A 21,255-nucleotide genomic window follows, 5' to 3' on the forward strand; every position below is an offset into this window, starting at 1 on the left:
TTCTGTTTGGGTTTTGTCGTCGCATCGGTCCGGGTCTGCCCTAGATGCGGGAAAATTCTATCGGCAAGTTCGGTCCGCCAGACAAGAAATCGCCACTGATCTGAAGAGTTCGTGGGTCCCACTGGAGAGAACCCCATGCCAATATACCAATCTTCATTCGTCCTCGACTTTGGATATGGGTTCTCCTTTGTCTTCTAGCGCGGTCATTCACTTGTCTATGGGTGCACGTGTCCACCACTCGACTTGCAAGGAACGCTGCCTTTCCGTTGAGGTCGGTGCTACGTGCGGCGGCGCGACAGCTGGTAATCCACGCCCGTCATCCGAAACCGCCACTTCAGCATTTCCGGACTGACGAGATGTTCCTCGCAAGCGTTGCGATCCGACAGGCGCCGACGACGAATAGACAGAAGGGCCGGCCGGGGCAGCAGCAAGGCTCCGGCCAACCAGTCGGCTTCGTCTTCTTGGTCTTGATCGAAATTACCCGGAACAAGAGAGCCGTCCTCCAGGATGCAGGCTTTTGCAAGTTCGTGACCCAGGATGATGTGCGCCAGCTCGTGCATCACCACGTTGTTGCGGCGACCTTTTGAGGAGACCGGTTTATAGACGACAAGATGGGCCGCGCCTAATCTCATCGTCAGGGCGGACCACGATTGATCTGTCTCGTCGCTCAGAACCGACCTGGCGCTTTCCGATATCCCATCGACGTCATCGGTGGACCAAACGGTGACTCGAAGCTCCTCCGCCAAACGGTCGGCAGACAGCGCATCGTAATCGGACAGGCCGAACTGTTTTCGAAACTCGACCGATCGCCGCTCACATTGAGATTTGAACCCTCGTCTGAATGCCACTTAGTGTCCTCGAGCCTCGACGTCTTGTTCGAATTGTCGCGAGGCCTGGGTGATGAGTTCTGCCAGTGCGAGAGCGGTCGCTTGCGGGACGGCTTTCCTGTTCTTGAATGCGATTTGAAGGTCTCCAACGCCGGTGAACTTCGAAGGCTCCTCCCCCAACCATTCGCTGAGTTTGTTGAGCGTGCCCACGTCTGGGACATGCCCTTTTTCGATCCTCGTGAGTGTGGTCGGACTGATCCCGATCTCCTTTGCGGCAGCCCTGACCCCCATGTTTCCCCGTCGCCTTAAGACTAGTGGGGCGAGTTCGTTGATATTCATGTGCCCTCCTTAGTGTTTCGTAGACTGGTACTAGTGGTGCGAAGACTGTTTACTTGGTAAGGCTTCTGGCCTATACCAGTCTGTGAAACACTTGAATCATGCCACAGGGCCGTGGTCAACAGTTTCGAATCGAGGCGAGCTAGGAAAATAAGGAGAATTCGATGTCAAAGCGTATTCATGTGGTCCCCCACGGGGATGGTTGGGCTGCACGCCGTGAGGGCGCTACCCGGGTAGGATCCACGCACGCAACCCAGGCAGAGGCGACAGCGGCCGCACGCACCACGGCGATCCGTGAGCGAGGCGAGGTCGTCATCCATCGGCCCAATGGCCAGATCCGTGATGCCAATTCTTATGGGAACGATCCCTATCCGCCGAAAGGCTAGGCTCCAACGCGGGGCCGGAGGTCAACAACTGCCCAATCTGCTCGGGCAAGAAAATATGAGGACAGTGAAATGCAGGCTCTGGTGAACTTCTTTCCGCTCGGCAACGCCGACACCGCCCGCCTCGACCTTGCCGATGGGCGCAAGGTCCTGATCGACTTCGCCGCAATGCGTTGTGACGACGATGAGGATGACCAGCGTTGCGACTTGCCGACGACACTTCGCCGCGACTTGGATAAAGCGGGCCGCGACTACTTCGATGCGGTTTGCATCACGCACACTGACACCGATCACTGTAAGGGGTTCGGTGACTTCTTCTGGCTGGATCATGCTGCGCTCTACCAAGGCAAGGGTCGCGTAAAGATCAGGGAGCTTTGGGTCCCTGCAGCGGCAATCCTTGAAGAGAACTTGAAGGATGATGCGCGGTTGGTCCGTGCGGAGGCACGGTACCGTTTGCGTCAGGGCAAGGGTATTCGAGTGTTCTCTCGCCCCGAACGGCTGAAGGCCTGGATGGAGGCGGAAGGGATCGACTTTGAAAGCCGCAAGCACTTGATTGTGGATGCTGGCAAACTGGTGCCTGGGTACACACTGACTGGACCAGAGAAGGTAGAGTTTTTTGTGCACTGCCCGTTCGGCTGGCGACAGGATGAAAACACTGTCGTTGATCGCAACGAGGATTCAATCGTCATGCAGGCCACCTTTGTCGAGGGCGGCCGGAAGACGAGACTGCTTCTCGCCTCAGACGTCAATTACGAGACGCTGGCTGCGATCGTCCAGGTCAGCCGGAAGCACGGCAATGAGGACAGGCTCGCTTGGGATCTGATGAAGCTGCCGCACCATTGCTCCTACAAGTCGCTCGGGCCGGAGCGTGGCTCGAACGAGACTGTCCCTGACCCCGACGTCAAGTGGCTGTTCGAGGATCAACGCCAACCCGGCAGCGACATCATCTCTCCGTCCTGGCCGATCCCCGTCAAAGGGTCGAAGGCCGACGACGACGTCCAGCCCCCGCACCGGCAGGCTGCAAACTATCACCGTCGGATCACTGTGGCGCACGACGGCGAATTCATCGTGACGATGGAGCACCCGTCGAAGAGTGACCCTAAGCCCTTCGCATACAAGATCACGGCATTTGGTTTCGCCCTTGCGCTTGCTGCGCCGATGGTTGCTGGAACCGCCGCGGCGGCGTCGCCCAGGGCTGGCTAATGGACGTCGAAGCCTGGCTCACGGCATCCTTCGACGAAGTGATCGAGGTCGATGATCTCACCTCTTCGGCAGCGGCATCGTTTGCACGGTTTGTCGACCGGCATGCCGCCGAACTCGCTGCCATCGTCGCACTCCGTAGGGGAGGGGCCGGTGAGCTTGTAGAACTCGCGTTCAGGACCGGCAGGCCGCAGCAAAGCGTCGTGCCAATCCGGCGCACAGAACGAATTGGCGTTCGCTTCGCTGGCGGCGATTCGATGCCATTCGTCTACGTGTTGCGGAGCGATTTTCCCGACACTGCCCACCAAAACCTCACTGCCGAAGGATCACCCCGCGCGATCTGTATCGATGACCGAGGATGGGCGGAAGCGCGCCTCACATGGACACCGGCCGAGCTTGTCCAGCGTATCCTTGCCTGGTTTCGGCGAGCTGCCGAGGGCGCATTGCATGACGCCCGGCAGCCGGTCGACCCGCTCATGTTCGGAACCGGCTACAACATCATCATGTCTCGTGCGTTGATCGATAACGCCAACACACAGGATCTCGTCGCTGTCCCTGACGACACGGGCACGCTGATGCGCGTGATCCCGCTTTCCAAGCTGGAGGGGTGCTCACTGGCTTTGCCGTTGACGGTGGCTGCATATCGAGTGCCTCCGGCGCAGATGGTGCGGCTTTCGTTCGCGCCAGGTAACCTTGGCAGCCTTGCCGACTTGCTCACAGCACGTGGGATCGATCTATTTGCCGACCTGCGTACGCGCCTCGCTGAATGGTTGAACGACGCGCGCACCAATGCGGCGCGGATCAATTCCTGCCTGGCCGTGGTCGTCGAGATGCCGATTACCTCACCAGACGGAACAAAACAGGGCACAGATTTTCGGGCCTTCGTCACTGCTGAGAAGGTTGGTGACATCGCGGTCGCGCTCGGAATTGCTCACAAGGTCGAAAGCAGGGATCAGGGCGGGGCCGCCGGCTTCGTTACCGCTTTGACCGCCGGAGCTGTGGATCAGGCTGCGCTGATAGCGATGGCCGTGCTGCCGGTAGAAGTCCACGCAACCTTTGACCGAGACCTTGCGACCCGGCTTGCGGGCCGCGCCATCCCGGATGCACGCAAGGCCGTGATCGTCGGAGGGGGCGCGATCGGTGCCCATGTCGCCCCTTGTCTTACCCGGGAGGGGCGTTTCCGCTGGACCGTGATAGACGATGACGTCCTGCTTCCACACAACCTTGCTCGCCATGTCGGCTTCGGTGGCGACGTCACCAGGCGCAAATCTGAATTGCTCGCCGGGGCGTTGGCGAGCATTCTTGACGATGAAGATTCTGTGGCTACAGCGATAACCGCCCAGGTTGGGGTTGAAGGGCAGCAAAATGACGACGTTAATGCTGCGCTCGATGGCGCCGACATTATCGTGGATGCATCCGCTTCTTTGCTGGCGGAGCGATTCCTCTCTGACCATAATTCCAAGGCTCGGCGGTTCAGCATCTTTTTTAGCCCGGCGGGGGATGCCGCCGTTCTGCTGGCCGAACCGATAGATCGCAGCGTCACGCTACGCGATCTGGAAGCGCAGTATCTGAGGCATGTCGTCCGGGAGGAGGCTCTCTCGGGTCATCTGGAAACCCCGGTGCGGACATTCGCCTATACCGGAGCCTGCCGTGCCATCACAAACCTGATCCCGGAGTCGCGTGTCATGGCCCTAAGTGGGCTGGTTGCGGAAGGTCTGGGACGGGCCGCCGACACTGATGAAGGAATCATCCGGATCTGGTCGCTTGGTACGGAGGGCCAAGTCAGGAGCTTCTCCTATCCTGCGGAGGATGTGCGTCGTTTCGATGTCGATGGCTGGCAGGTCTCACTCGACGCCGGTCTCCGCTCGCGCATCGCGGCCATGCGCGATGAATGCCTGCCGGACGAGACGGGAGGTATCCTGCTCGGGGTCGTCGACATTCCTGCTCGGAAAATACACCTTGCCGATGCCGCCAAAGCACCTGCTGACAGCATCGGATCGCCAACCGGCTTCGTTCGCGGCACCGATGGCGTCCAACAGATGATCGACCGATCTATGGCGGAGACACAGGGACAGCTGCGTTACGTCGGTGAGTGGCATTCACATCCGCAACTGGTCGGGGTGATGCCGAGCGTTACCGACCTGTCCCAGATCAATTGGCTCGCCACCATATTTGACATGGATACCTTGCCCGGCCTGATGTTGATTGCTGGGGAGGCCGAACTCGCTGTCGTGTTTATGCGCCATAGCGAAGCTTCTTCTCCGCTAGCCGAAAGGACGGTTCGATGAGTAAGCCCGTCATCGGCCTCTCGCTCTCAGGCGGTGGATCCCGTGCCATCGCCTTCCACCTAGGCTGTCTGCGCGCCTTGCATGATCTGGGAATTCTTGACGAAGTTCGGGTCATCTCCACCGTGTCGGGGGGAAGCGTCATTGGCGCACTTTATGCGGCCAATGAAAAACCGTTTCCGGTCTTCGAGACGAAGGTGCGTTCGTTGCTTTCCTCCGGCTTGGTGCGTCCGGCCTTGCGCAAGGTGTTCACGACCACCGAAGGCCTGCGCGCGGTCTACTGTGCTACCCTTCTTGGGGTGATCAACCTCGCAATCTTGGCGATCGCGACCGGACCGCGCCTCCTCTCGCGGCTACTGCCACCGACAGCGCGCAAACGCTGGAGCTTCGACAAGTTACGCGCACCGCTGCCGCGTTTCGCGAGCAGGACGACGATCCTACGTAGAGCTTTGGACGAAGATGTCTTTCACGGACTGAAGTTGCGAGAATTGCCCGCGACGCGCCCACTTCTGATTATTAATGCTGCAGATTTGCGCACAGGGTCGGCGTTCTATTTTTCGCGAGAGAAGTCCGGGTCGTGGCGTCTTGGGGAACTTGCCGGTTCACAGACGACTCTAGCGCACGCAGTCATGGCCTCCGCGGCATATCCGCTATTTCTGCCGGCGCTTGATGAACGTCTCGCTTTCAACAATCCGGACGGATCGCGGCGCGAGGAGCACGTCACCCTGACCGACGGCGGGGCATACGACAATTTGGGCCTTGCGCCGCTTTGGCCTGATCGGGACTCTTCGGTAAGCCTGAACGTTTCTGGCGTGGACACGATCATCTGCTGCCGCGCGGGTTACGGTTTGCGATTTGATCCGCCCAGCCAATTTTTCATGGCGCGGCTTACAAGCACGTTCACTTGCATCTTTGATAGGGCTCAGAACGCGGCAGTGAAGCGTCTGTTCGATTTAAAGTCCTCTGGACAGATCAAGGGGTTTGCCATGCCCTTCCTTGGGCAGGATGACTCCCGCCTCGCCTTTCCGCCATCGGATCTTGTATCACGAGAAGACGCACATGGATATCCTACCGACTTCTCTGCGATGCCAGACGAGTGGATCGAGAAACTCAGCAAGCGTGGCGAACAGTTGACATACGCTTTGATTGCCGAGCACATGCCCGATCTAGTGCGAGAATTGCAGCAGAGCTAATGCTGTTTCTAGAATGGTCTCGATAGTTGCCCCTTGTCGGTCATGACCATTTTTGCAAATCGCCTACCTGCCGGTCTTTATGAGGGGGTAAGGCGCTGTAGAACCGCGAGACCAATCTTTGTGTAGGTGTGAAGACAAACCTGGAACCAAACCGGCTTCCAGTCGCTGAAGGCGTTAGGCCTATAAAGTGGTGCGGACAGCGGGGACTCGAACCCGCACGCTCGATCGAGCAGGAGATTTTAAGTCTCCGGTGTCTACCATTCCACCATGTCCGCGTGGTGCCTCGGGCAGGATTCGAACCTGCGACCTAACCGTTATGAGCGGTCAGCTCTAACCGCTGAGCTACCGAGGCACATGGGGATCACTAAATGAGCGAATTCGGTGTCTTGCTCAAGGGTCTTAGGGTCAGCTTGGCGCGATTTCGGGGCTTCCGCTGGACGGGTGCCGAAGGACATTTCGTGTCAGTGATATGAAAAAGTAAAAGCAAGCTTTGGGTTTTGCCGGATCCAGAGTCACGGAGTGGGGGTCTGGCAGGGTTCTGGACGGACCCTGCCGTCCCCTCCAAGGGTGTTTCCCTGACGGTACCTCCGGGTCTGCACACTTACCAGACATCGGAGATCATCATGGCCAAATCCAGCAAGCCAAAGTTCGACGCCGCGGCGTCGATCACCATCGAACTCATCAAGATCATCGACCGGGGCGTGCTGCCCTGGCGCAAGCCCTGGACGGTCGGCGGCAGTTCCTTGCCGCTGAGGCAGAACGGCGAACCCTATCAGGGCGTCAATAACTTCCTGTTGACCATGCGCACCATGATGGCCGGATACACCTCGCCCTACTGGATGACGTTGAGGCAGGCAAACGAGCTCGATGCGAAAGTCATCAAGGGCTCGAAATCGTCGGTGGTCGTCTATTACGGAACGGCCGAGCGCGAACAGGCCGAAAGCGCCCACGGCGGGGAGGCGGAAACCGAAGACCCCAAAACCATCCCCTTCATGAAATCCTATCGCGTCTTTAACGCCGATCAGATTGAGGGGTTGGACCCTCGCTTCCATCCCGCTGCGGCCGAACCGGAAGTTCATCCCGAACGCGTACCGATCCCGCATATGCAGAGCTTCTTCGAGGCAATCTGTGCCAATGTCAGCTTCTCTGGTCGGGAAGCATGTTATGTTCCGAACCTCGACAAGATTTACATGCCCCCGATCGAGCTCTTCGAGAACCCGCGGAATTTCTACGCCGTCTGGGGTCACGAGCTGGGTCACTGGACGAAACCGCGCCATCGGCTGAACCGAAGTTACGGTGATGCCAGGTTTGGCAACACGGCCTATGCACGGGAAGAAATCGTGGCGGAACTCTGCACGGTATTTTTGGGTCAGAAGCTGGGGTTTTCCGCGCATACGCTGGAGCTGAACGCGGCCTATCTCGACAACTGGGTCCGCGTACTCCGCTCGGACAAGCGGGCGATCTTCAAACATGCGGCGGACGCGCAGCGTGCCTGTGACTATCTCGTCGCGGCCTCGGAGGCGGGGCAGGGGGAACAGGCCGCTTGAGGCCGGGGCTGTCCGGGCTGGTAGGGCGTGGTGAAAGGAAAAGCTGGCTTTGGGTTTGGTGGTTTCAACACATCCCGAAAGGACAGACCCATGAGCCATGCCGAACCCGCAGATTATCCCCGACCGAACGCCACCGTCATCGCCGCCCAGAACGACGCCTTCCGCAGGTTTGCCTGCCTTGGCATCACCCCGGATCAGCCGATCCAGGGCCGGCTGGTTGTAACCCAGTCCCTGATCGAGGCCGGCGATGGTTTCGTGATGGAAGCCGTCCAGGCCACCGGTGCTTTTGATACATTCGAGCCGGACAACGATCCCGAAGGCTGGCACGATTTCGGGGCGGTGACGATCCGGGGTGAGACTGTGTTCTGGAAACTGGATCTGTATGAGGCCGATTCCGACTTCCGCTACGGTGCCGAGACGCCCGAGAACCCTGCAACCACCATGCGTGTGCTGACCGTCATGATGGCGCGTGACTGGTAGGGCAGGGCGCACCTCCCTCTTCAATACCGACAGGCCCGCTGACCCTTCGAAAGGGAAAGTGGGCCTCTTGTCCTGTTGGTTCCCGGATCCGGGGATCGGTCGCACGGAAACTCGCGGCCCTCTCAATCACGTCGAGAAGGACATGTCATGACTCAGTCGTTCAAACCCACCACCGTCGCCATCGGCGATCTTGTCGCCCATCCCGCGAACGTACGGACCAATTCCGCCGAGACCTATGCCTCGGAGAACATCGCAAATCTGAAGGCCAGCATCGCCGTCCTCGGCCTTCTTCAGCCTCTGCTCGTTCAGAAGATTGATGGCAAGTTCGGTGTCCTCGCCGGCGGCCGGCGTCACGCGGCGCTTCTGGAGCTGGTCGCCGACAAGGCCGCCAAGGGCTTCACCAACCGCACCAAGATCGACTGCCGCCTGGTCCCTGATGATTGCGATGTGACCACCGCGCTCTCGCTCACCGAGAACATCACCCAGGCGCCGATGAACGCCATCGACGAGTTCGAGGCCTTCGCCCGGATGATGGAGGTCGACGGCCAGACACCCGAGACCATCGCCAGGACTTTTGGCACGACCGTGGCTGCCGTGAAAGGCCGTCTCCGCTACGGGCTCATCCATCCCGATATCCGTGCCGCGGCCCGCGCGAAGTCGATCACGCTCGACACGATGAAAGCTTTCGCCGATCATCCCAGCCAGGAGGTGCAACGCGAGGTCTTCGAGGCGCTGACCAAAGAGGACAACTATGTCCAGGCCTACACCGTGCGGAACGCGCTGAAATCCCGCGGCGTCCAGGTCAGCGACGATATCGGGGCCTTTGTGCGCAAAGACTACGAGGCACGTGGCGGTGCAATCGCGGCCGATCTGCTTGATGAGCATTCCGTCCTCGAGGATTCCGCGCTGGTCGAAACGATCCTGCTGGAGAAACTCGCCGCCGCCGCCGAAGAAGCGCGGGCAGAGATCGGCTTTGCCTGGGCCGATGCGGTCATCCAGTACGACTATGCCGCCATGGCGGATTATGGCCGGGTCTATCCGGGTCCGGTCGAACCCGATGAGAAGGGTTCGAGGCGGGTCGACGAGATCACCGCCGAGCTTGAGAAACTCGAACACGAGATGGAAAACGAAGAGCTCGAGGATGAGGCGTACAATGAACTCTACGAACGCGTGGACGCGCTGGAAGCCGAGGCGCGGGCCCTGCAGGAGGCCTATAGCGCCGAGGATCTTGCGCGCTCCGGCGTGATCGCGTCCTGGTCGCATGGCAGGATCTCCCTGCATGTCGGGATGGTGCGCCCTGAAGACAAGGCGGAGCGTTCTGGCAAAGGCACCGGTGCACCGAGCGACAAGGGCGCCGCAGACGGCGATGAGATCACCTATCCCGCCTCGCTGACCGAGGATCTTAAGACTGAACGGGCGATGGCGCTCGGCGCGGCGATGACGATGCACCCGGAGGCGACGCTCGATCTCACGCTCTTCAAATTGATCACGGATGTGCTGACCAGCGGTATGGGCGTCACCCAGGCGATCAAGGTCGATGCGCGCCAGGAGTATCGTACCCACGCCAAGATGGACGAGATCGACAGCACCTCGCTCGAACAAGTGGCCGAGGCTCATGACGCTCTTGATCTGTCCTGGGCCGACGAGGCGAGATCCCCCGCCGACCAGTTCGCTCTGTTCCGGGCGCTCGATGCGGGCGAGAAGGCCAAACTCGTGGCCTATGCCACGGCAGCGACCACCCAGTCCTGCTTCGCACGGGACCGGCAGCGCGACAGCCTGATGCACGATTTCGAGGTGGAGATCATGCCGGACATCCGGGCGCATTGGACGCCGAACGCGGCGCTTTTCAACCGCTTCAAGAAGGCCTGGCTTCTGAAGATCCTCGGCGAGGAGCTGGGGCTTGCACAAGAGGCGGTGACATTGGCCTCCTCGACCAAGAAGCAAGTCGTCGAATTCTGCGACAAGCTCTTCGCCGAGCCCTTCGCCACGCTGACGGAGGCGCAGCGGGCGGCGGTCGCGGCCTGGTGCCCTCCGATGATGCAGACGGCAGGTGTCGAGCCGGTTGATGCCAGCGAGGCCAAGACACCCGAAGACGAAACCGAGGTCGCAGAAGCGGCCTGATCGAGCAGGCGACCCGCACCGAAACGTAGGCGCGGGTCGCACCCTTCCCTCCTACTCACAGGTAAATCCCATGGCACTTCTTAGCTTCTCCGCGGCCAGCGTCGCGGCGCAGATCGCGCATGCGCGCGGCTGTTCCACCTTCCTGCCCAACTGGAACGGGCCGGTCGGCCAACCCGCCCTGATCCTGATCGTCGGCACTGGTGTGCATCTGCGCTCGAACGGTATCGACGGCACGACGACGCGGATCGTCACAACCGAACGCGCCGATCCCTCCTACGCTTTTGCCGAGGGCATCAACCCGTTCCGGGACCCGGATTGGATGGCGGCCCGGCAGGCGGCGTTTCGCGATCTGACCGGCCAGTTCTACACCGACATTCTTGATGATGTGCAAATGCTCATCGACCGTGGTCATGACACCATTCGGCTGGCGACCGATGGCCACACGATCCGCGTCTTCCTGCGTCGCGCCGCCGACTATCTGATCGGCGGGACCTATGACGTGCCCTCGGGCCTCGGCGGGACGTTCCGGGTGATCCTCAGGGATGCCAGCGACACCCATGCGGTCGTGCAGAACTTCGGCAATTGCGAGGATTTCGACGAGATGCTGCCCTACCGGGTGCCGCTCGATGCGCTCATCGAAATCGATGATCGGAGGGCGGCATAGTGGGTTGGCTCTTTTACACCGACCGCCGCGTCAAAACCTACGCAGACGAGAAGGCAGAAATCGCCCGGCTCTGCACCTTCGAGACGGATACGCGCAAGACAGTGTTGCTCAAGGCCTGCAAGGTCGGGTCGACCTGGTATGCAGCAGTGAAAGTCACCAATCTCGACGGCACGCCGGTTGATGATAGAACCTATGTGACCGATGCTGGCGGATCGATCACCTTCGGAGCCGTGTTTCTGACCCGCTTTGATGATGGGTGCTGGGGATACAAGGACATGGAGGAGAGCGCGGGGCCGGTGGTGTCCCGCGCGCCGCTCAGCCTGCTGGCCCTTCTTTCCGTTCTGAAGGATCCCGACAGTTATGCTCATGCCTGGCGCCAGCGCTGTCGCGACTGGGCGGCAATCCCGGACTACGACGAGGGCGACAGGATCAAACTCGCCGCGCCGGTCACCCTGACCGATGGCAGCACCTGCCAGATCGTGACCGCCACCCATTACCGGCGCGGAGGGCAAAAGCGTCGCTGCTACCGCATCGAGGAGACAGGCGGCCTCGTGCGTCTGTCGAAAGCCTCGCTCGCCGGGTCCGAGCTCCTCGGCTCGGCGAAGAGTGAGGCGAGTCCGGTTCTAGCCGAGTTTTTCGCCGGGAACGGTTCCTGACCGCCGGCAACATCGCTATCTGTTCAGCCTTGAGCCGCCTCCGCGCGTTTGAAAGCGCAGAGGCGGCTTTCTGTCCTGTCGGACCCACAACCTGACTCAAAGGACAGACGATATGGACAACCGAAGCCCGGCACTCGCACGCGATTTCCCATCGAAACCCCACCTTCTGCAGGCCATTCGCCTGATCGGCCGCGAGATTGAAAAGCAACCGCTCAAGAGCTCGTCTCTTGCCCGGATCATGCGCGAGACCTTCGGCGGCAGCGATGCCGGCGGGGCGTGGTCCTGGCGCATGGCCTATGACCTGATGCAGGCCGCCACTGTGACGACGATCATGCGGGACAGCGGTTCGGACGTGCTCGCGACGGCCAGATTGTTCGCCTCACGGCTCCTGACGGAGACCCGGCGCTCCGAGCAACAGATTCGCCTTCAACAGTTCTCGACGCCGCTGCCCTTTGCTGCACTGGCAATAAGCGCAGCCGCCATTCGCCCTGGCGAAACCGTCCTCGAACCTTCGGCCGGGACCGGCGCGCTGGCTGGTTTTGCAGTTTGCGCAGGTGGCAAACCGATGCTCAACGAAATCGATCCCTTCCGCCGGGCGCTGCTCGAGGCGGTGTTCGGGTGCGAGGTGACCGGCCTCGACGCCGAACATATCGACGATCTCCTGTCGGTGCCCGATCTTCCAAGCGTCATCGTGATGAACCCACCCTTCGCTTCGTCGGTTGATCGGTCACGTGACAAGCACATCGCCGCGAAACATCTGATCTCCGCGGCCAAGCGCCTCGCGCCCGGCGGACGTCTCGCGGCGATCATGCCGATGGGCTTCACGCCGGAACGGGACGCGGCGCATTGGGCACGGGCCTCGGCCATCGCAAAGCCTCACCTCGCGCTCACGATCCCCGGCCACGTTTACCGCAAACTCGGCACCACGGTGGAAACCCAGCTGATGGTCTTGGACAAGGTGCACGAAGACGTCGAGTTCGTCCGCACGGCCGTCGACGATTTGGATGCGGCGCGGCAAATCGTCGAAGACATCGCTGAGTTGAGACCTGCCGCCGCTCCGGTCCAGACCAGAGCGCAGGTCCGGTCTTCCTCACGGCAGGGCGGTTTGCCCGTCGCGCGCAAGCGCCCGGTCACCGCAACCTTGCCTGCCAAATCGACAACCCACGCCGCCATCCCGCTGGCTTTCACCTGCCTCGCCACCCCCCGCGAGAACAAACCTGTCTCCGACATCTATGCCCGCTACCGCCCGCAGCGGATTGAGATCACGGGGGCCCAGGAACATCCGACCCCGCTCGTCGAGAGTATTGCGATGGCATCTGTCGCGCCCCCGGTCCCGTCGAATGAAGCTGCCTCGGACCTGAGGTTGCCCGGTCGCCTGATCGAGGGGGGTCATCTCTCCGAGGCCCAGCTCGAGACCATCCTGATGGCAAACGACGCCCACGGGCGCGACTCGCCGGGGCGGTTTACCATTGACGAGGACCAGACCCGGATGAGCCGTGCTGATGATGACCCGGAGGCGCGCGCCTATCGGCTCGGTTACTTCCTCGGCGACGGCACCGGCTGCGGCAAGGGCCGCGAATGCGCCGGGCTCATCCTGGTGAACTGGCTCGCGGGTCGTCGCAAGGCGGTCTGGATCTCCAAATCCGCCACGCTCATCGAGGACGCGATCCGCGACTGGACCGATCTCGGCGGCTCGCCCGCCGACATCCAGCCGCTCTCCAAATGGAAGCCTGACCAGCCTATCTCCATGGGCGATGGCATCCTTTTTGTGACCTACGCGACACTCCGGTCCGCAGGCAAATGCGGGACGACCCGGTTGAGCCAGGTTCTGGGCTGGATGGGCGAGGGTTTCGACGGCGTGCTGGCTTTTGATGAGGCCCACGCCATGCAGAACGCCGCGGGGTCCGACGCGGGCAGGGGGGTCAAACCCTCCCAGCAGGGTCTCGCCGGGCTGCGTCTGCAGCTCGCCACGCCCCGGGCGCGGGTCTTTTATGTCTCGGCGACCGGGGCCACCAGCGTGCAGAACCTGGCCTATGCCTCCCGCCTCGGACTCTGGGGTCAGGGTCCGGACTATCCCTTCCCGAGCCGGGAGAGCTTTGTCTCGGCGATGGAAGCCGGAGGCGTGGCGGCAATGGAGGTCGTGGCCCGCGACCTCAAGACCCTCGGATTTTACACGGCACGGGCACTCAGCTTCGACGGGGTAGAATATGATGTGCTCGAACATGCACTGACACCCGCCCAGATCGAGATCTATGACGCCTATTCCGGCGCGTTCCGGACGATCCACCACAATCTCGAGGCCGCCCTGACCGCGACCGGGGTCAACGATGCCTCCGGCCAGACCAACGCCTCCGCCGCCAAGGCCTCGGCCAAGTCCCGTTTCGAAAGCACCAAACAGCGTTTCTTCAACCACCTTCTGATGGGCATGAAAGCCCCAACCGTGATCCGTGCCATTGAAGATGATTTGGCCGAGGGATTTGCCTGCGTCATCCAGGTGGTTTCCACGGGCGAGAGCTTATTGAAGCGTCGGCTTGAAGCGATGGAGCCCGAAGACGAGCTCGTGGAAGGTGCGCTCACGCCCCGCGACTACGTCTTGAGTTACCTCGAACAGGCCTTCCCGATCCATGCCCAGAAGCTCGTGGAGATCGATGGAAACATGGTGGCCGAGCCGCTCCGGGATGCGAATGGTGCCCTGGTCGTCTCCCGCGAGGCCGAAGCCCTGCGCGATGCGGCGATGATGGAGCTCATGTCACTTGCCCCGATCCCATCGGCGCTCGATCAGATCCTTTGGGCCTTCGGGGATGAGGTCGTGGCCGAGGTGACCGGGCGCTCCATCCGCCCCCTGAAGTCGCAGGACGGAGCACTCTTCATCGAGAAACGCTCCGCCAGCAGCAATTCTTCGGAAACCCGCGCCTTCATGGATGGCGAGAAGGAAATCCTGATCTTCTCGGATGCCGGCGGGACGGGCCGGTCCTACCATGCCGCAAAGACGGCGAAGAACCAGAAGCGGCGGCGGCACTATCTGCTGGAGCCCGGCTGGCGGGCCGATGCCGCGATCCAGGGGCTCGGCCGCACGCATCGCTCCGCCCAGGTCAGCGCGCCCTTCTTCCGGGTCTGCACCTCGGACGTTCACGGTGAAAAGCGCTTCACCTCCACGATCGCCCGGCGGCTCGATCAGCTGGGGGCGCTCACGAAGGGCCAGCGCGAAACCGGCTCCCAGGGCATGTTCCGCGAGGAAGACAATCTCGAAAGCCCGATCGCAAGGGGTGCGCTACGCGGCTATTACGCCGATCTCGCCGCCGGGCGCGCGGCGGCCATGAGCTACGAACAGTTCAGCGATTGGACAGCTCTTCGACTGATCGACCAGGACGGCGTGCTGCTGGAAGAGCTGCCGCCGATCCAGCGCTTCCTCAACCGTGTCCTGGCGCTGCCAATCCACATGCAGAATGCGCTCTTCGCCGAGTTCATGAGCCGGATTGCCGATCAGACCGAGCGGGCGCGGGCCGCGGGCACGCTCGATCTCGGCGTCGAGACGTTGCGCGGCGAGCGGATCGAACAGGTCTCGGTGGAAGACCTCTGGACCTGTCCGCGTTCGGGGGCGGTGACGCGCATAATCGGACTTGAGGTGACGGACCCTGTCCATGTCCTCTCGGCAGAAGAAGCTTTGAACCGGAATCTCGACAAGCTGCCAATGATCAACCGTGCGTCGGGTCGCGCGGCACTGATCTCGTCGCGTCCGATGCAGATGTATGACGAGGAGATCGTCACGCTCATGCGCAAGGTGATCCGGCCGAGCGGGTCCACCTATGTCGAGGAAGGGAAATTCCAGGCCTCCGCCTGGGAGGAGATCGAAAAGCCCGAGTCCCGCCGCCTTTGGGACGAGGAGGCCGATGGCCTGCCCAAGGTGACCACGACAAAGCTCTATCTGCTGACCGGGCTTCTGCTGCCGATCTGGAAGGATATCCCCTCGGGCAACGAGCGCATCTACCGGGTCACGCCCGAAGGGCAGGGGAGTATGATCGGCCGGACCGTCAGCGAGGACGGCGCGGCCGCACTCAGAGCCCGATTCATGGTGGGCACGCCGAAAACCCCGCAGGACATGCTGACGGCCGCGCGCGGGTCCACCGCGCCGGTCGATCTGGGCCGAGGTCTCACGCTCACCCGCCGCCGGGTCGCGGGCGCGGCCCGTCTCGAGATCGACGGGGCCGACCGCGGCATGATCGACGGGCTGAAGGCCATGGGGTGTTTCACCGAGATCATCGCCTTCCAGCTTCGGGTCTTCGTACCCCACGGGGAGGGCGTCGATACCGCCGCCATCCTGGCCCGGATCGTGGGGGATGGATCTCCGACGGCGGCGGAGCGAGCCGCCTGAAAGGAAAAGCGGGCTTTCGGTCGGGGGAACGTGGAAGGGTGCTTTGCCCCCTCGCGTTCCGCCGCCGTGGCGGGTCTCTGGACCCCTCGGCGCTTTCCCCAATCTCAGACAAGAGGACCAGACCCATGACCAACTCCGAGACCACCTTTGCCGAGACGATGGCAAAATGGCAGGCCGAGCGCGAAGCCGCCAACAAGGCCACCCGAAACGAGCTGCTCCCGCAATTGCGAGGCCTCGGCATCACCGAGGTCACCGCCGAATACGAAGGCTACGGCGATTCCGGCAATATCGAAGACGTAACGGTGCAGCCCGCAGGCATTGCGCTCCCTGACGAACTCTGCACGAAGGTTGGCGACTTCGCCTGGTCCGTCGCCTATCACCAGCATCCCGGCTTCGAGAACAACGAGGGCGGCTACGGCACGCTGACCTGGGATGTCATCGCCGACAGCATCACCCTCGATCATGCCGACCGCTACGTTGAATGCTCCCACAGTTTCGATGAGGGCCTGTGACATGGCCCATCCCCTCCATCATGCCGAAAGTTCCGCCCGGAAGTATGGCGGAACGCCATCCGACTATCAGGCCGTTCACGACTGATGGTGTGGATGCCTCTCCCGCCGGGATCGTACTGTCGCGAGGCAGAAAAAGCGAAATCCGCAGTATTGGAGAAACAAAATGAATGAAGTCAGCATTATCGGCGTTGATTTGGCAAAGAGCGTTTTTCAGGTTCATGGAGCTGGACCCGATGGAACAGCCCACTTCCGCAAGAAACTCACTCGGATTCAGTTCTTGCCATTCCTATCACAACAGCCGAATTGCATCGTTGCCATGGAGGCCTGCGCGACCGCGCACGGTTGGGCTCGTGCGATTTCCGAGCTCGGGCACGAAGCGAAGCTTATCCCACCCCAATATGTCAAGCCGTTCGTCAAACGGCAGAAGAACGATATGGCAGATGCCGAGGCGATCGCGGAGGCCGCGAGCCGGCCGACCATGCGCTTCGTCGAGATTAAGTCCGAAGACAGTCAAGCTCGCGCGATGATCTTTCGAACCCGACAAATGCTGGTCCATCAGAGGACACAGTCCTTGAACGCGCTACGCAGCCATCTAGCGGAATACGGCGTTATCGCGCCAAAGAGCAGGTTCAGGACAGACCAACTTGCGCGTCTGGTCGAAGACAAAGACGCCACCCTTCCAGACTTGGTGCGGGCCACAGGTATTATGTACCTCGAGCACATTGAGGCCCTGACAAGTCGAATATCCGAGCTGAACGATCAGATCAAAGAGGTGGTGCGCTCGTCGAAGACCGCGAAGAGGCTGCAGTCAATGCCCGGCGTGGGTCTTCAGACTTCGATAGCAATCGAGGCATTCGCGCCCGATATGAGGTGTTTCAAATGTGGGCGGGACTTCGCGGCTTGGCTCGGCTTGGTGCCGAAGCAGCATTCGTCGGGCGGCAAGGAACGGCTCGGCAAGGTCTCGAAGCACGGCCAACAAGACATACGAACCAATCTGATTAGTGGTGCGATGTCCGTCATCGTGGCGATAACTCGCTTCGGAAAGCAACCCACTGAATGGCTCGCGCGCATGCTGGAACGAAAGCCGAAAAAGTTGGTCGCAATTGCACTGGCGAACAAGATGGCCCGAGCGATCTGGGCAATGATGATGAAGGGAGAAGACTATCGAAATCCGGTGGCAACGGCGTGAACCAGAAATCACGCCATTGACGCCTGATCCGTCGGGCGTGTGAGGAGCTACTCAACTATGCATGGGAATTGATCGGTCAGATCCGGATTGGGAAAACCAGTGTCGAACCAGGAACTCAGAGTCCGAATGACTGATTTGGACCCGATCCGCGCATCTCCATACCGGCCCGCGGTCGTTGAAAGTGCCGCAACAATGAGGCCTTATACATGACCGCAGCCGATCACACGCCATGAAGTTGGAAAACCAACTTGCACGAAACGAGGCATCCATACATGGTTCGACGCCAGCAAGGCGCATCTGGCGCTCTTCACGCACCGTGCCCTGCGGCACCACACGCAGGGCATTTTTGAAGCCGAGCGCGTCTTCGGGCTGGTCGTGACCAACAGCGCCGGTCGCGACGTTCCGGTGCGCTGGATCGGCGAGCAGCATGTCCGGGAAGACTGCCAGGGTCGCATCCCGAGCCTGGCCGACTGGCTGATGCGGATCCAGCCAGAGTCATGGATGGCCAACGGACAGATTGAGCGTTTTGGTAGCGAGGCCCGCGAGGATCCGCGATCAAGTTGGATCGTGGAGGTCGCAAGGGGCAAGACGATCCTCGGTCTTCAGGACTGGTTGGCCATGCGAGATCTGGTGGACTGACAGTAGTCCCGGGCGGCAGGTTGTTCGACCTCGCCCTGCTGCCAGAATGCCCGAGGCCCGACACCAGGACGGACCTCGGGTCCTTTCTAACCATCTCATGAACTGGAGAGTCAGATGACCCTCGAGGATATCAAGGCCGCCGTGGATGGCGGTGAAACCGTCCATTGGGCGAACGAAGGCTACCAGGTGATCAAAGATCGTCTCGGTCAGTACCTGATCGTCTTTCTGGGGAACGGCAGTGCCATTGGCCTCACCGACCGGAGCGGCCAGAGGCTGAACGGGCGGGAGGCGGTCTTCTTCGTCTCCCGAGCCGCCGAAGGTCCAGCCGCAGGTCAGGACGGCCGTGCGCGTCTGGACAGCGCAACCTCCCCACGAACCGCACCGCAACCTGATGGCCAAGGCTGAAAGGAAAGCATCTGTCTTGAAAATCAAGGCTGTGTTTCTGACCAGAGCCTGTTTTCGCTGAGAAGCGTGTTCGCGAGTATGAGGAGCTTTCGCATCACGGCGGTGATTGCGACTTTGAAAGGTTTGCCCGCCTTCTTGAGGCGCTGATAGAAAGCGGCCATGTCCTTGTTCCAGCGGATCGCGACGACGGCAGCCATATACATGACGTCTCTCACTGGTTTGCGTCCGCCGCCGATCTTACGTTTTCCGCGGAAGCTGCCTGAATCACGGTTCATGGGCGCGACACCGGAAAGAGATGCGATCTGCTTGGCATTCGCGCCTCCCAGTTCGTTCAGCTCGGATATCAGAGTTGCAGCAGTGGTCAGGCCGATGCCCGGTATCGATGTAAGGATTTCATGCTTTCGCCTGATGCCATCGTCTTCTTGAATCAATTCGGCCAATAGCTGTTCGAGATCTTTGCAGTGACCCTGACACAGAGAAATGCGCGCCGCGATCTGCGCGATCACCAGGTCGTCCAGTGTCTGTGTTTGCTGATGTTTCAGGATCTTCATTTCATCGACGATTTGCCTCCGAGCGACTGTAATCTCGGCAATTTTTGCTTGCAGTTTGGAAGGGGGTGTACTCGCCGGAGGTCGAAGCCTTTCACCATACTCAGCCAGGACTTGCGCATCGATCCTGTCGGTCTTGGCCAGGCGACCTATTGACCTCGCGAAATTCCTGCTTCGAGCAGGGTTCGCGACAGCAGTCTTAACACCAGCCCCGTGAAGCGTTTCATGCGCCATCCTGTGATAGCGTCCCGTCGCCTCGAGGACCACAAGATCGGCATCGTGATCTCGGCAGACGTTGACCAGTTCGACAGCGCCTCCAGCGTCATTCTTGAAGCTGTGATGATTGCCAGCCGGCGAAACATACACGTCCAGCTGATCCTTGCTGACGTCGACCCCAATGACAATGAATGGGGAGGTCGCCGTGGTGATGGTCTTCTTTTCTTGTATTCGGGACATCGGTGACTCCTGACCTGCCCCCTGCCGGTCCCTCATTCATAACGAGAGTCTGCAGTTTGGATTTGGGTATTCCGGTTCTCCGTCTGGCGCAAGCGCGCCGGGCGCGGAGCCCTCAATTTGCTCAAGCGCCCGCCGCGCTTGCTGCGGCGTCTGGTTGCCGAGCGACGAGTGTGGCCTGACCGTGTTGTAATCGTAGCGCCACAAGGCCAGCTTGCGGCGTGCATCGTCCAGGCTGTCGAATATCTCCTCGTTCAAGAGCTCGTCGCGCAGGCTGCCGTTGAAGCTCTCGATGAAGGCGTTCTGCTGCGGCTTGCCCGGATCGATGTAGTGCCAGGGCACCCTGTTCTCGTCAGCCCATTTCAGGATGGCCCGACTGGTGAACTCCGTCCCGTTATCACTGACAATGCAGCCCGGCTGTCCGTAGACCCGGATCAGGGCGCTGAGTTCCCGGGCCACTCGTGCGCCCGACAGACTCGTGTCCGCGATGAGGCACAGGCATTCCCGCGTGCAGTCGTCGATTACGGCGAGGATGCGGAACTTCCGCGAGGCGCCGAAACTGTCGGACACGAAGTCCAGGGACCAGCGCGCGTTGGGACACGCGGCAACGGGCATCGGTGCTCTGGTGCCGCGCGTCCGTTTCCGGCCGCGGCGCCGTTTTACCGACAACCCTTCCTCACGGTAAATGCGATACAGCTTCTTGTGGTTCATGATCATGCCCTTGCGTTCCAGCAATATGCCGATCCGGCGATAGCCGAACCGACGCCGCTTGCCGGCGATCTCCTGCATCTCCTTGCGGATCTCAGCACTGTCCGGCGGGCGGTCTCGCCGGACAGTCTTGGGATCGACACCGACCAGCCTGCAGGCCCGGCGCTGCGAGATGTCGTGATCCCGCATCACTCGGAGCGCCGCGTCTCGCCGCTTGGTCAACGTCGTCAGCTCTTTCCCAGCAGGTCTTTCAAGACAACGTTGTCCAGCATCGTATCCGCCAGCAGGCGCTTGAGCTTGGCGTTCTCGTCCTCGAGGGCTTTCAGCCTGGCCGCCTCGGACACTTCCATGCCGCCATACTTGGACTTCAGCTTGTAGAAGGTCGCCGTGCTCAGCCCATGCCTGCGGCACACCTCGGCTGTCGGCATACCGGCTTCCTGCTCCTTGATCATCCCGATTATCTGCGCCTCGGTGAAACGGCTCTTTCGCATTCGTCTGCTCCTTCAGAGTTGGCGCAGACTCTACATCATGGTGAGGGATTTCGCGGGGGGCAGGTCACTATTCTTGAAGATGAAGGCGAACGCGAGTTAATAGATCGTGATGAGGTCTGGACGCAAATTTGGCCCAAGATCAGCGCTATTGACTGGCAAGGCCCGTTCTCGTTGCACGAAGACGGTCTTCACTTGGCCACTTTGAATGATTTGACGGCTGCCGACTATCTGAATTCATACCCACTC

The 21,255-nt window shown here is 60.9% G+C and carries 18 protein-coding genes, 2 tRNA genes and 1 pseudogene; 15 read left to right on the forward strand and 6 right to left on the reverse strand.

Annotation, left to right across the window (positions count from 1 at the left end):
- Positions 1–278: 278 nt before the first annotated feature.
- Positions 279–848 carry an ImmA/IrrE family metallo-endopeptidase gene (locus tag OB2597_RS20770; RefSeq protein WP_050759169.1) on the reverse strand — a complete coding sequence of 190 codons (570 nt, stop codon included), beginning with the start codon at positions 846–848 and terminating at the stop codon, positions 279–281.
- A complete protein-coding gene (locus OB2597_RS01095) occupies positions 849–1,166 on the reverse strand; it encodes a helix-turn-helix domain-containing protein (protein ID WP_035367104.1) in 318 nt (105 codons plus the stop codon).
- Between the two features lie 161 nt (positions 1,167–1,327).
- Between OB2597_RS01095 and OB2597_RS21165 the strand changes: the two genes are divergently transcribed.
- From OB2597_RS21165 to OB2597_RS01110, 4 genes are all read left to right on the forward strand, one after another.
- Positions 1,328–1,549 (forward strand): DUF2188 domain-containing protein, encoded by a 222-nt coding sequence (locus tag OB2597_RS21165; RefSeq protein WP_009803658.1) that lies wholly within the window; start codon positions 1,328–1,330, stop codon positions 1,547–1,549.
- A gap of 69 nt (positions 1,550–1,618) precedes the next feature.
- Positions 1,619–2,749, forward strand: coding sequence for a ComEC/Rec2 family competence protein (locus OB2597_RS01100; protein ID WP_009803659.1), 1,131 nt, complete (start codon positions 1,619–1,621; stop codon positions 2,747–2,749).
- Positions 2,749–5,034, forward strand: a complete 2,286-nt coding sequence (locus tag OB2597_RS01105) for a ThiF family adenylyltransferase (RefSeq protein WP_009803660.1) — start codon at positions 2,749–2,751, stop codon at positions 5,032–5,034. The genes OB2597_RS01100 and OB2597_RS01105 overlap by 1 nt, the downstream gene beginning before the upstream one ends.
- Positions 5,031–6,224, forward strand: a complete 1,194-nt coding sequence (locus OB2597_RS01110; protein WP_009803661.1) for a patatin-like phospholipase family protein — start codon at positions 5,031–5,033, stop codon at positions 6,222–6,224. The genes OB2597_RS01105 and OB2597_RS01110 overlap by 4 nt, the downstream gene beginning before the upstream one ends.
- A gap of 188 nt (positions 6,225–6,412) precedes the next feature.
- On the opposite strand, the gene OB2597_RS01115 is transcribed toward OB2597_RS01110, so the two are convergent.
- Positions 6,413–6,499: transfer RNA gene (locus tag OB2597_RS01115), tRNA-Leu, on the reverse strand.
- Between the two features lies 1 nt (position 6,500).
- Positions 6,501–6,576: transfer RNA gene (locus OB2597_RS01120), tRNA-Ile, on the reverse strand.
- A 271-nt stretch (positions 6,577–6,847) separates the two neighbouring features.
- Here OB2597_RS01120 and OB2597_RS01125 point away from each other — a divergent pair.
- From OB2597_RS01125 to OB2597_RS01170, 11 genes and pseudogenes are all read left to right on the forward strand, one after another.
- Entirely contained in the window at positions 6,848–7,771 is a 924-nt protein-coding gene (locus OB2597_RS01125) for an ArdC family protein (RefSeq protein WP_009803662.1), read from the forward strand.
- Between the two features lie 90 nt (positions 7,772–7,861).
- Complete coding sequence (locus OB2597_RS01130) at positions 7,862–8,251, forward strand: DUF3768 domain-containing protein (RefSeq protein ID WP_009803663.1); 390 nt, start codon at positions 7,862–7,864, stop codon at positions 8,249–8,251.
- Positions 8,252–8,398: 147 nt separating this feature from the next.
- A complete protein-coding gene (locus OB2597_RS01135; protein ID WP_009803664.1) occupies positions 8,399–10,372 on the forward strand; it encodes a ParB/RepB/Spo0J family partition protein in 1,974 nt (657 codons plus the stop codon).
- 70 nt (positions 10,373–10,442) lie between these two features.
- A complete protein-coding gene (locus tag OB2597_RS01140; protein WP_009803665.1) occupies positions 10,443–11,036 on the forward strand; it encodes a hypothetical protein in 594 nt (197 codons plus the stop codon).
- Positions 11,036–11,692: a DUF6927 domain-containing protein gene (locus OB2597_RS01145; protein ID WP_009803666.1), complete on the forward strand. Its 657-nt coding sequence runs from the start codon at positions 11,036–11,038 to the stop codon at positions 11,690–11,692. Before OB2597_RS01140 ends, OB2597_RS01145 begins: the two co-directional genes overlap by 1 nt.
- 112 nt (positions 11,693–11,804) lie before the next feature.
- Positions 11,805–16,064: a strawberry notch-like NTP hydrolase domain-containing protein gene (locus OB2597_RS01150; RefSeq protein WP_009803667.1), complete on the forward strand. Its 4,260-nt coding sequence runs from the start codon at positions 11,805–11,807 to the stop codon at positions 16,062–16,064.
- A 125-nt stretch (positions 16,065–16,189) separates the two neighbouring features.
- The gene (locus OB2597_RS01155; protein WP_009803668.1) at positions 16,190–16,576 is read left to right on the forward strand and encodes a DUF6878 family protein; all 387 of its coding nucleotides are present in this window, start codon (positions 16,190–16,192) and stop codon (positions 16,574–16,576) included.
- A 1-nt stretch (position 16,577) separates the two neighbouring features.
- Positions 16,578–16,658 (forward strand): annotated as a pseudogene (locus OB2597_RS22725) (DUF6915 family protein); the annotation flags it as partial.
- An 81-nt stretch (positions 16,659–16,739) separates the two neighbouring features.
- Positions 16,740–17,765 carry an IS110 family RNA-guided transposase gene (locus OB2597_RS01160; RefSeq protein WP_009803669.1) on the forward strand — a complete coding sequence of 342 codons (1,026 nt, stop codon included), beginning with the start codon at positions 16,740–16,742 and terminating at the stop codon, positions 17,763–17,765.
- Between the two features lie 264 nt (positions 17,766–18,029).
- Complete coding sequence (locus OB2597_RS21720; RefSeq protein ID WP_456153956.1) at positions 18,030–18,404, forward strand: DUF6915 family protein; 375 nt, start codon at positions 18,030–18,032, stop codon at positions 18,402–18,404.
- 114 nt (positions 18,405–18,518) lie between these two features.
- Entirely contained in the window at positions 18,519–18,809 is a 291-nt protein-coding gene (locus OB2597_RS01170; protein WP_009803671.1) for a hypothetical protein, read from the forward strand.
- A 23-nt stretch (positions 18,810–18,832) separates the two neighbouring features.
- On the opposite strand, the gene OB2597_RS01175 is transcribed toward OB2597_RS01170, so the two are convergent.
- A complete protein-coding gene (locus tag OB2597_RS01175) occupies positions 18,833–19,813 on the reverse strand; it encodes an IS110 family RNA-guided transposase (RefSeq protein WP_050759174.1) in 981 nt (326 codons plus the stop codon).
- A gap of 36 nt (positions 19,814–19,849) precedes the next feature.
- Positions 19,850–21,009, reverse strand: a protein-coding gene (locus tag OB2597_RS01180) for an IS3-like element ISOba2 family transposase (protein ID WP_238529670.1) whose coding sequence is annotated in 2 segments (ribosomal slippage) — positions 19,850–20,760 and positions 20,760–21,009 — 1,161 coding nt in all. Because the reading frame shifts where the segments join, the coding sequence is not laid out codon by codon here.
- Between the last annotated feature and the right edge of the window lie 246 nt (positions 21,010–21,255).

Source organism: Pseudooceanicola batsensis HTCC2597 (assembly GCF_000152725.1).
GTDB lineage: Bacteria > Pseudomonadota > Alphaproteobacteria > Rhodobacterales > Rhodobacteraceae > Pseudooceanicola > Pseudooceanicola batsensis.

Bases quoted from the DNA above. Each gene is read 5' to 3' on its own strand.
- OB2597_RS01150 (WP_009803667.1), top strand. From the start codon at position 11,805: ATGGACAACCGAAGCCCGGCACTCGCACGCGATTTCCCATCGAAACCC.
- OB2597_RS01110 (WP_009803661.1), top strand. From the start codon at position 5,031: ATGAGTAAGCCCGTCATCGGCCTCTCGCTCTCAGGCGGTGGATCCCGT.
- OB2597_RS01130 (WP_009803663.1), top strand. From the start codon at position 7,862: ATGAGCCATGCCGAACCCGCAGATTATCCCCGACCGAACGCCACCGTC.
- OB2597_RS01095 (WP_035367104.1), bottom strand. From the start codon at position 1,166: ATGAATATCAACGAACTCGCCCCACTAGTCTTAAGGCGACGGGGAAAC.
- OB2597_RS01125 (WP_009803662.1), top strand. From the start codon at position 6,848: ATGGCCAAATCCAGCAAGCCAAAGTTCGACGCCGCGGCGTCGATCACC.
- OB2597_RS01155 (WP_009803668.1), top strand. From the start codon at position 16,190: ATGACCAACTCCGAGACCACCTTTGCCGAGACGATGGCAAAATGGCAG.
- OB2597_RS01140 (WP_009803665.1), top strand. From the start codon at position 10,443: ATGGCACTTCTTAGCTTCTCCGCGGCCAGCGTCGCGGCGCAGATCGCG.
- OB2597_RS01105 (WP_009803660.1), top strand. From the start codon at position 2,749: ATGGACGTCGAAGCCTGGCTCACGGCATCCTTCGACGAAGTGATCGAG.
- OB2597_RS01135 (WP_009803664.1), top strand. From the start codon at position 8,399: ATGACTCAGTCGTTCAAACCCACCACCGTCGCCATCGGCGATCTTGTC.
- OB2597_RS01100 (WP_009803659.1), top strand. From the start codon at position 1,619: ATGCAGGCTCTGGTGAACTTCTTTCCGCTCGGCAACGCCGACACCGCC.
- OB2597_RS01175 (WP_050759174.1), bottom strand. From the start codon at position 19,813: ATGTCCCGAATACAAGAAAAGAAGACCATCACCACGGCGACCTCCCCA.
- OB2597_RS01160 (WP_009803669.1), top strand. From the start codon at position 16,740: ATGAATGAAGTCAGCATTATCGGCGTTGATTTGGCAAAGAGCGTTTTT.
- OB2597_RS21165 (WP_009803658.1), top strand. From the start codon at position 1,328: ATGTCAAAGCGTATTCATGTGGTCCCCCACGGGGATGGTTGGGCTGCA.
- OB2597_RS01170 (WP_009803671.1), top strand. From the start codon at position 18,519: ATGACCCTCGAGGATATCAAGGCCGCCGTGGATGGCGGTGAAACCGTC.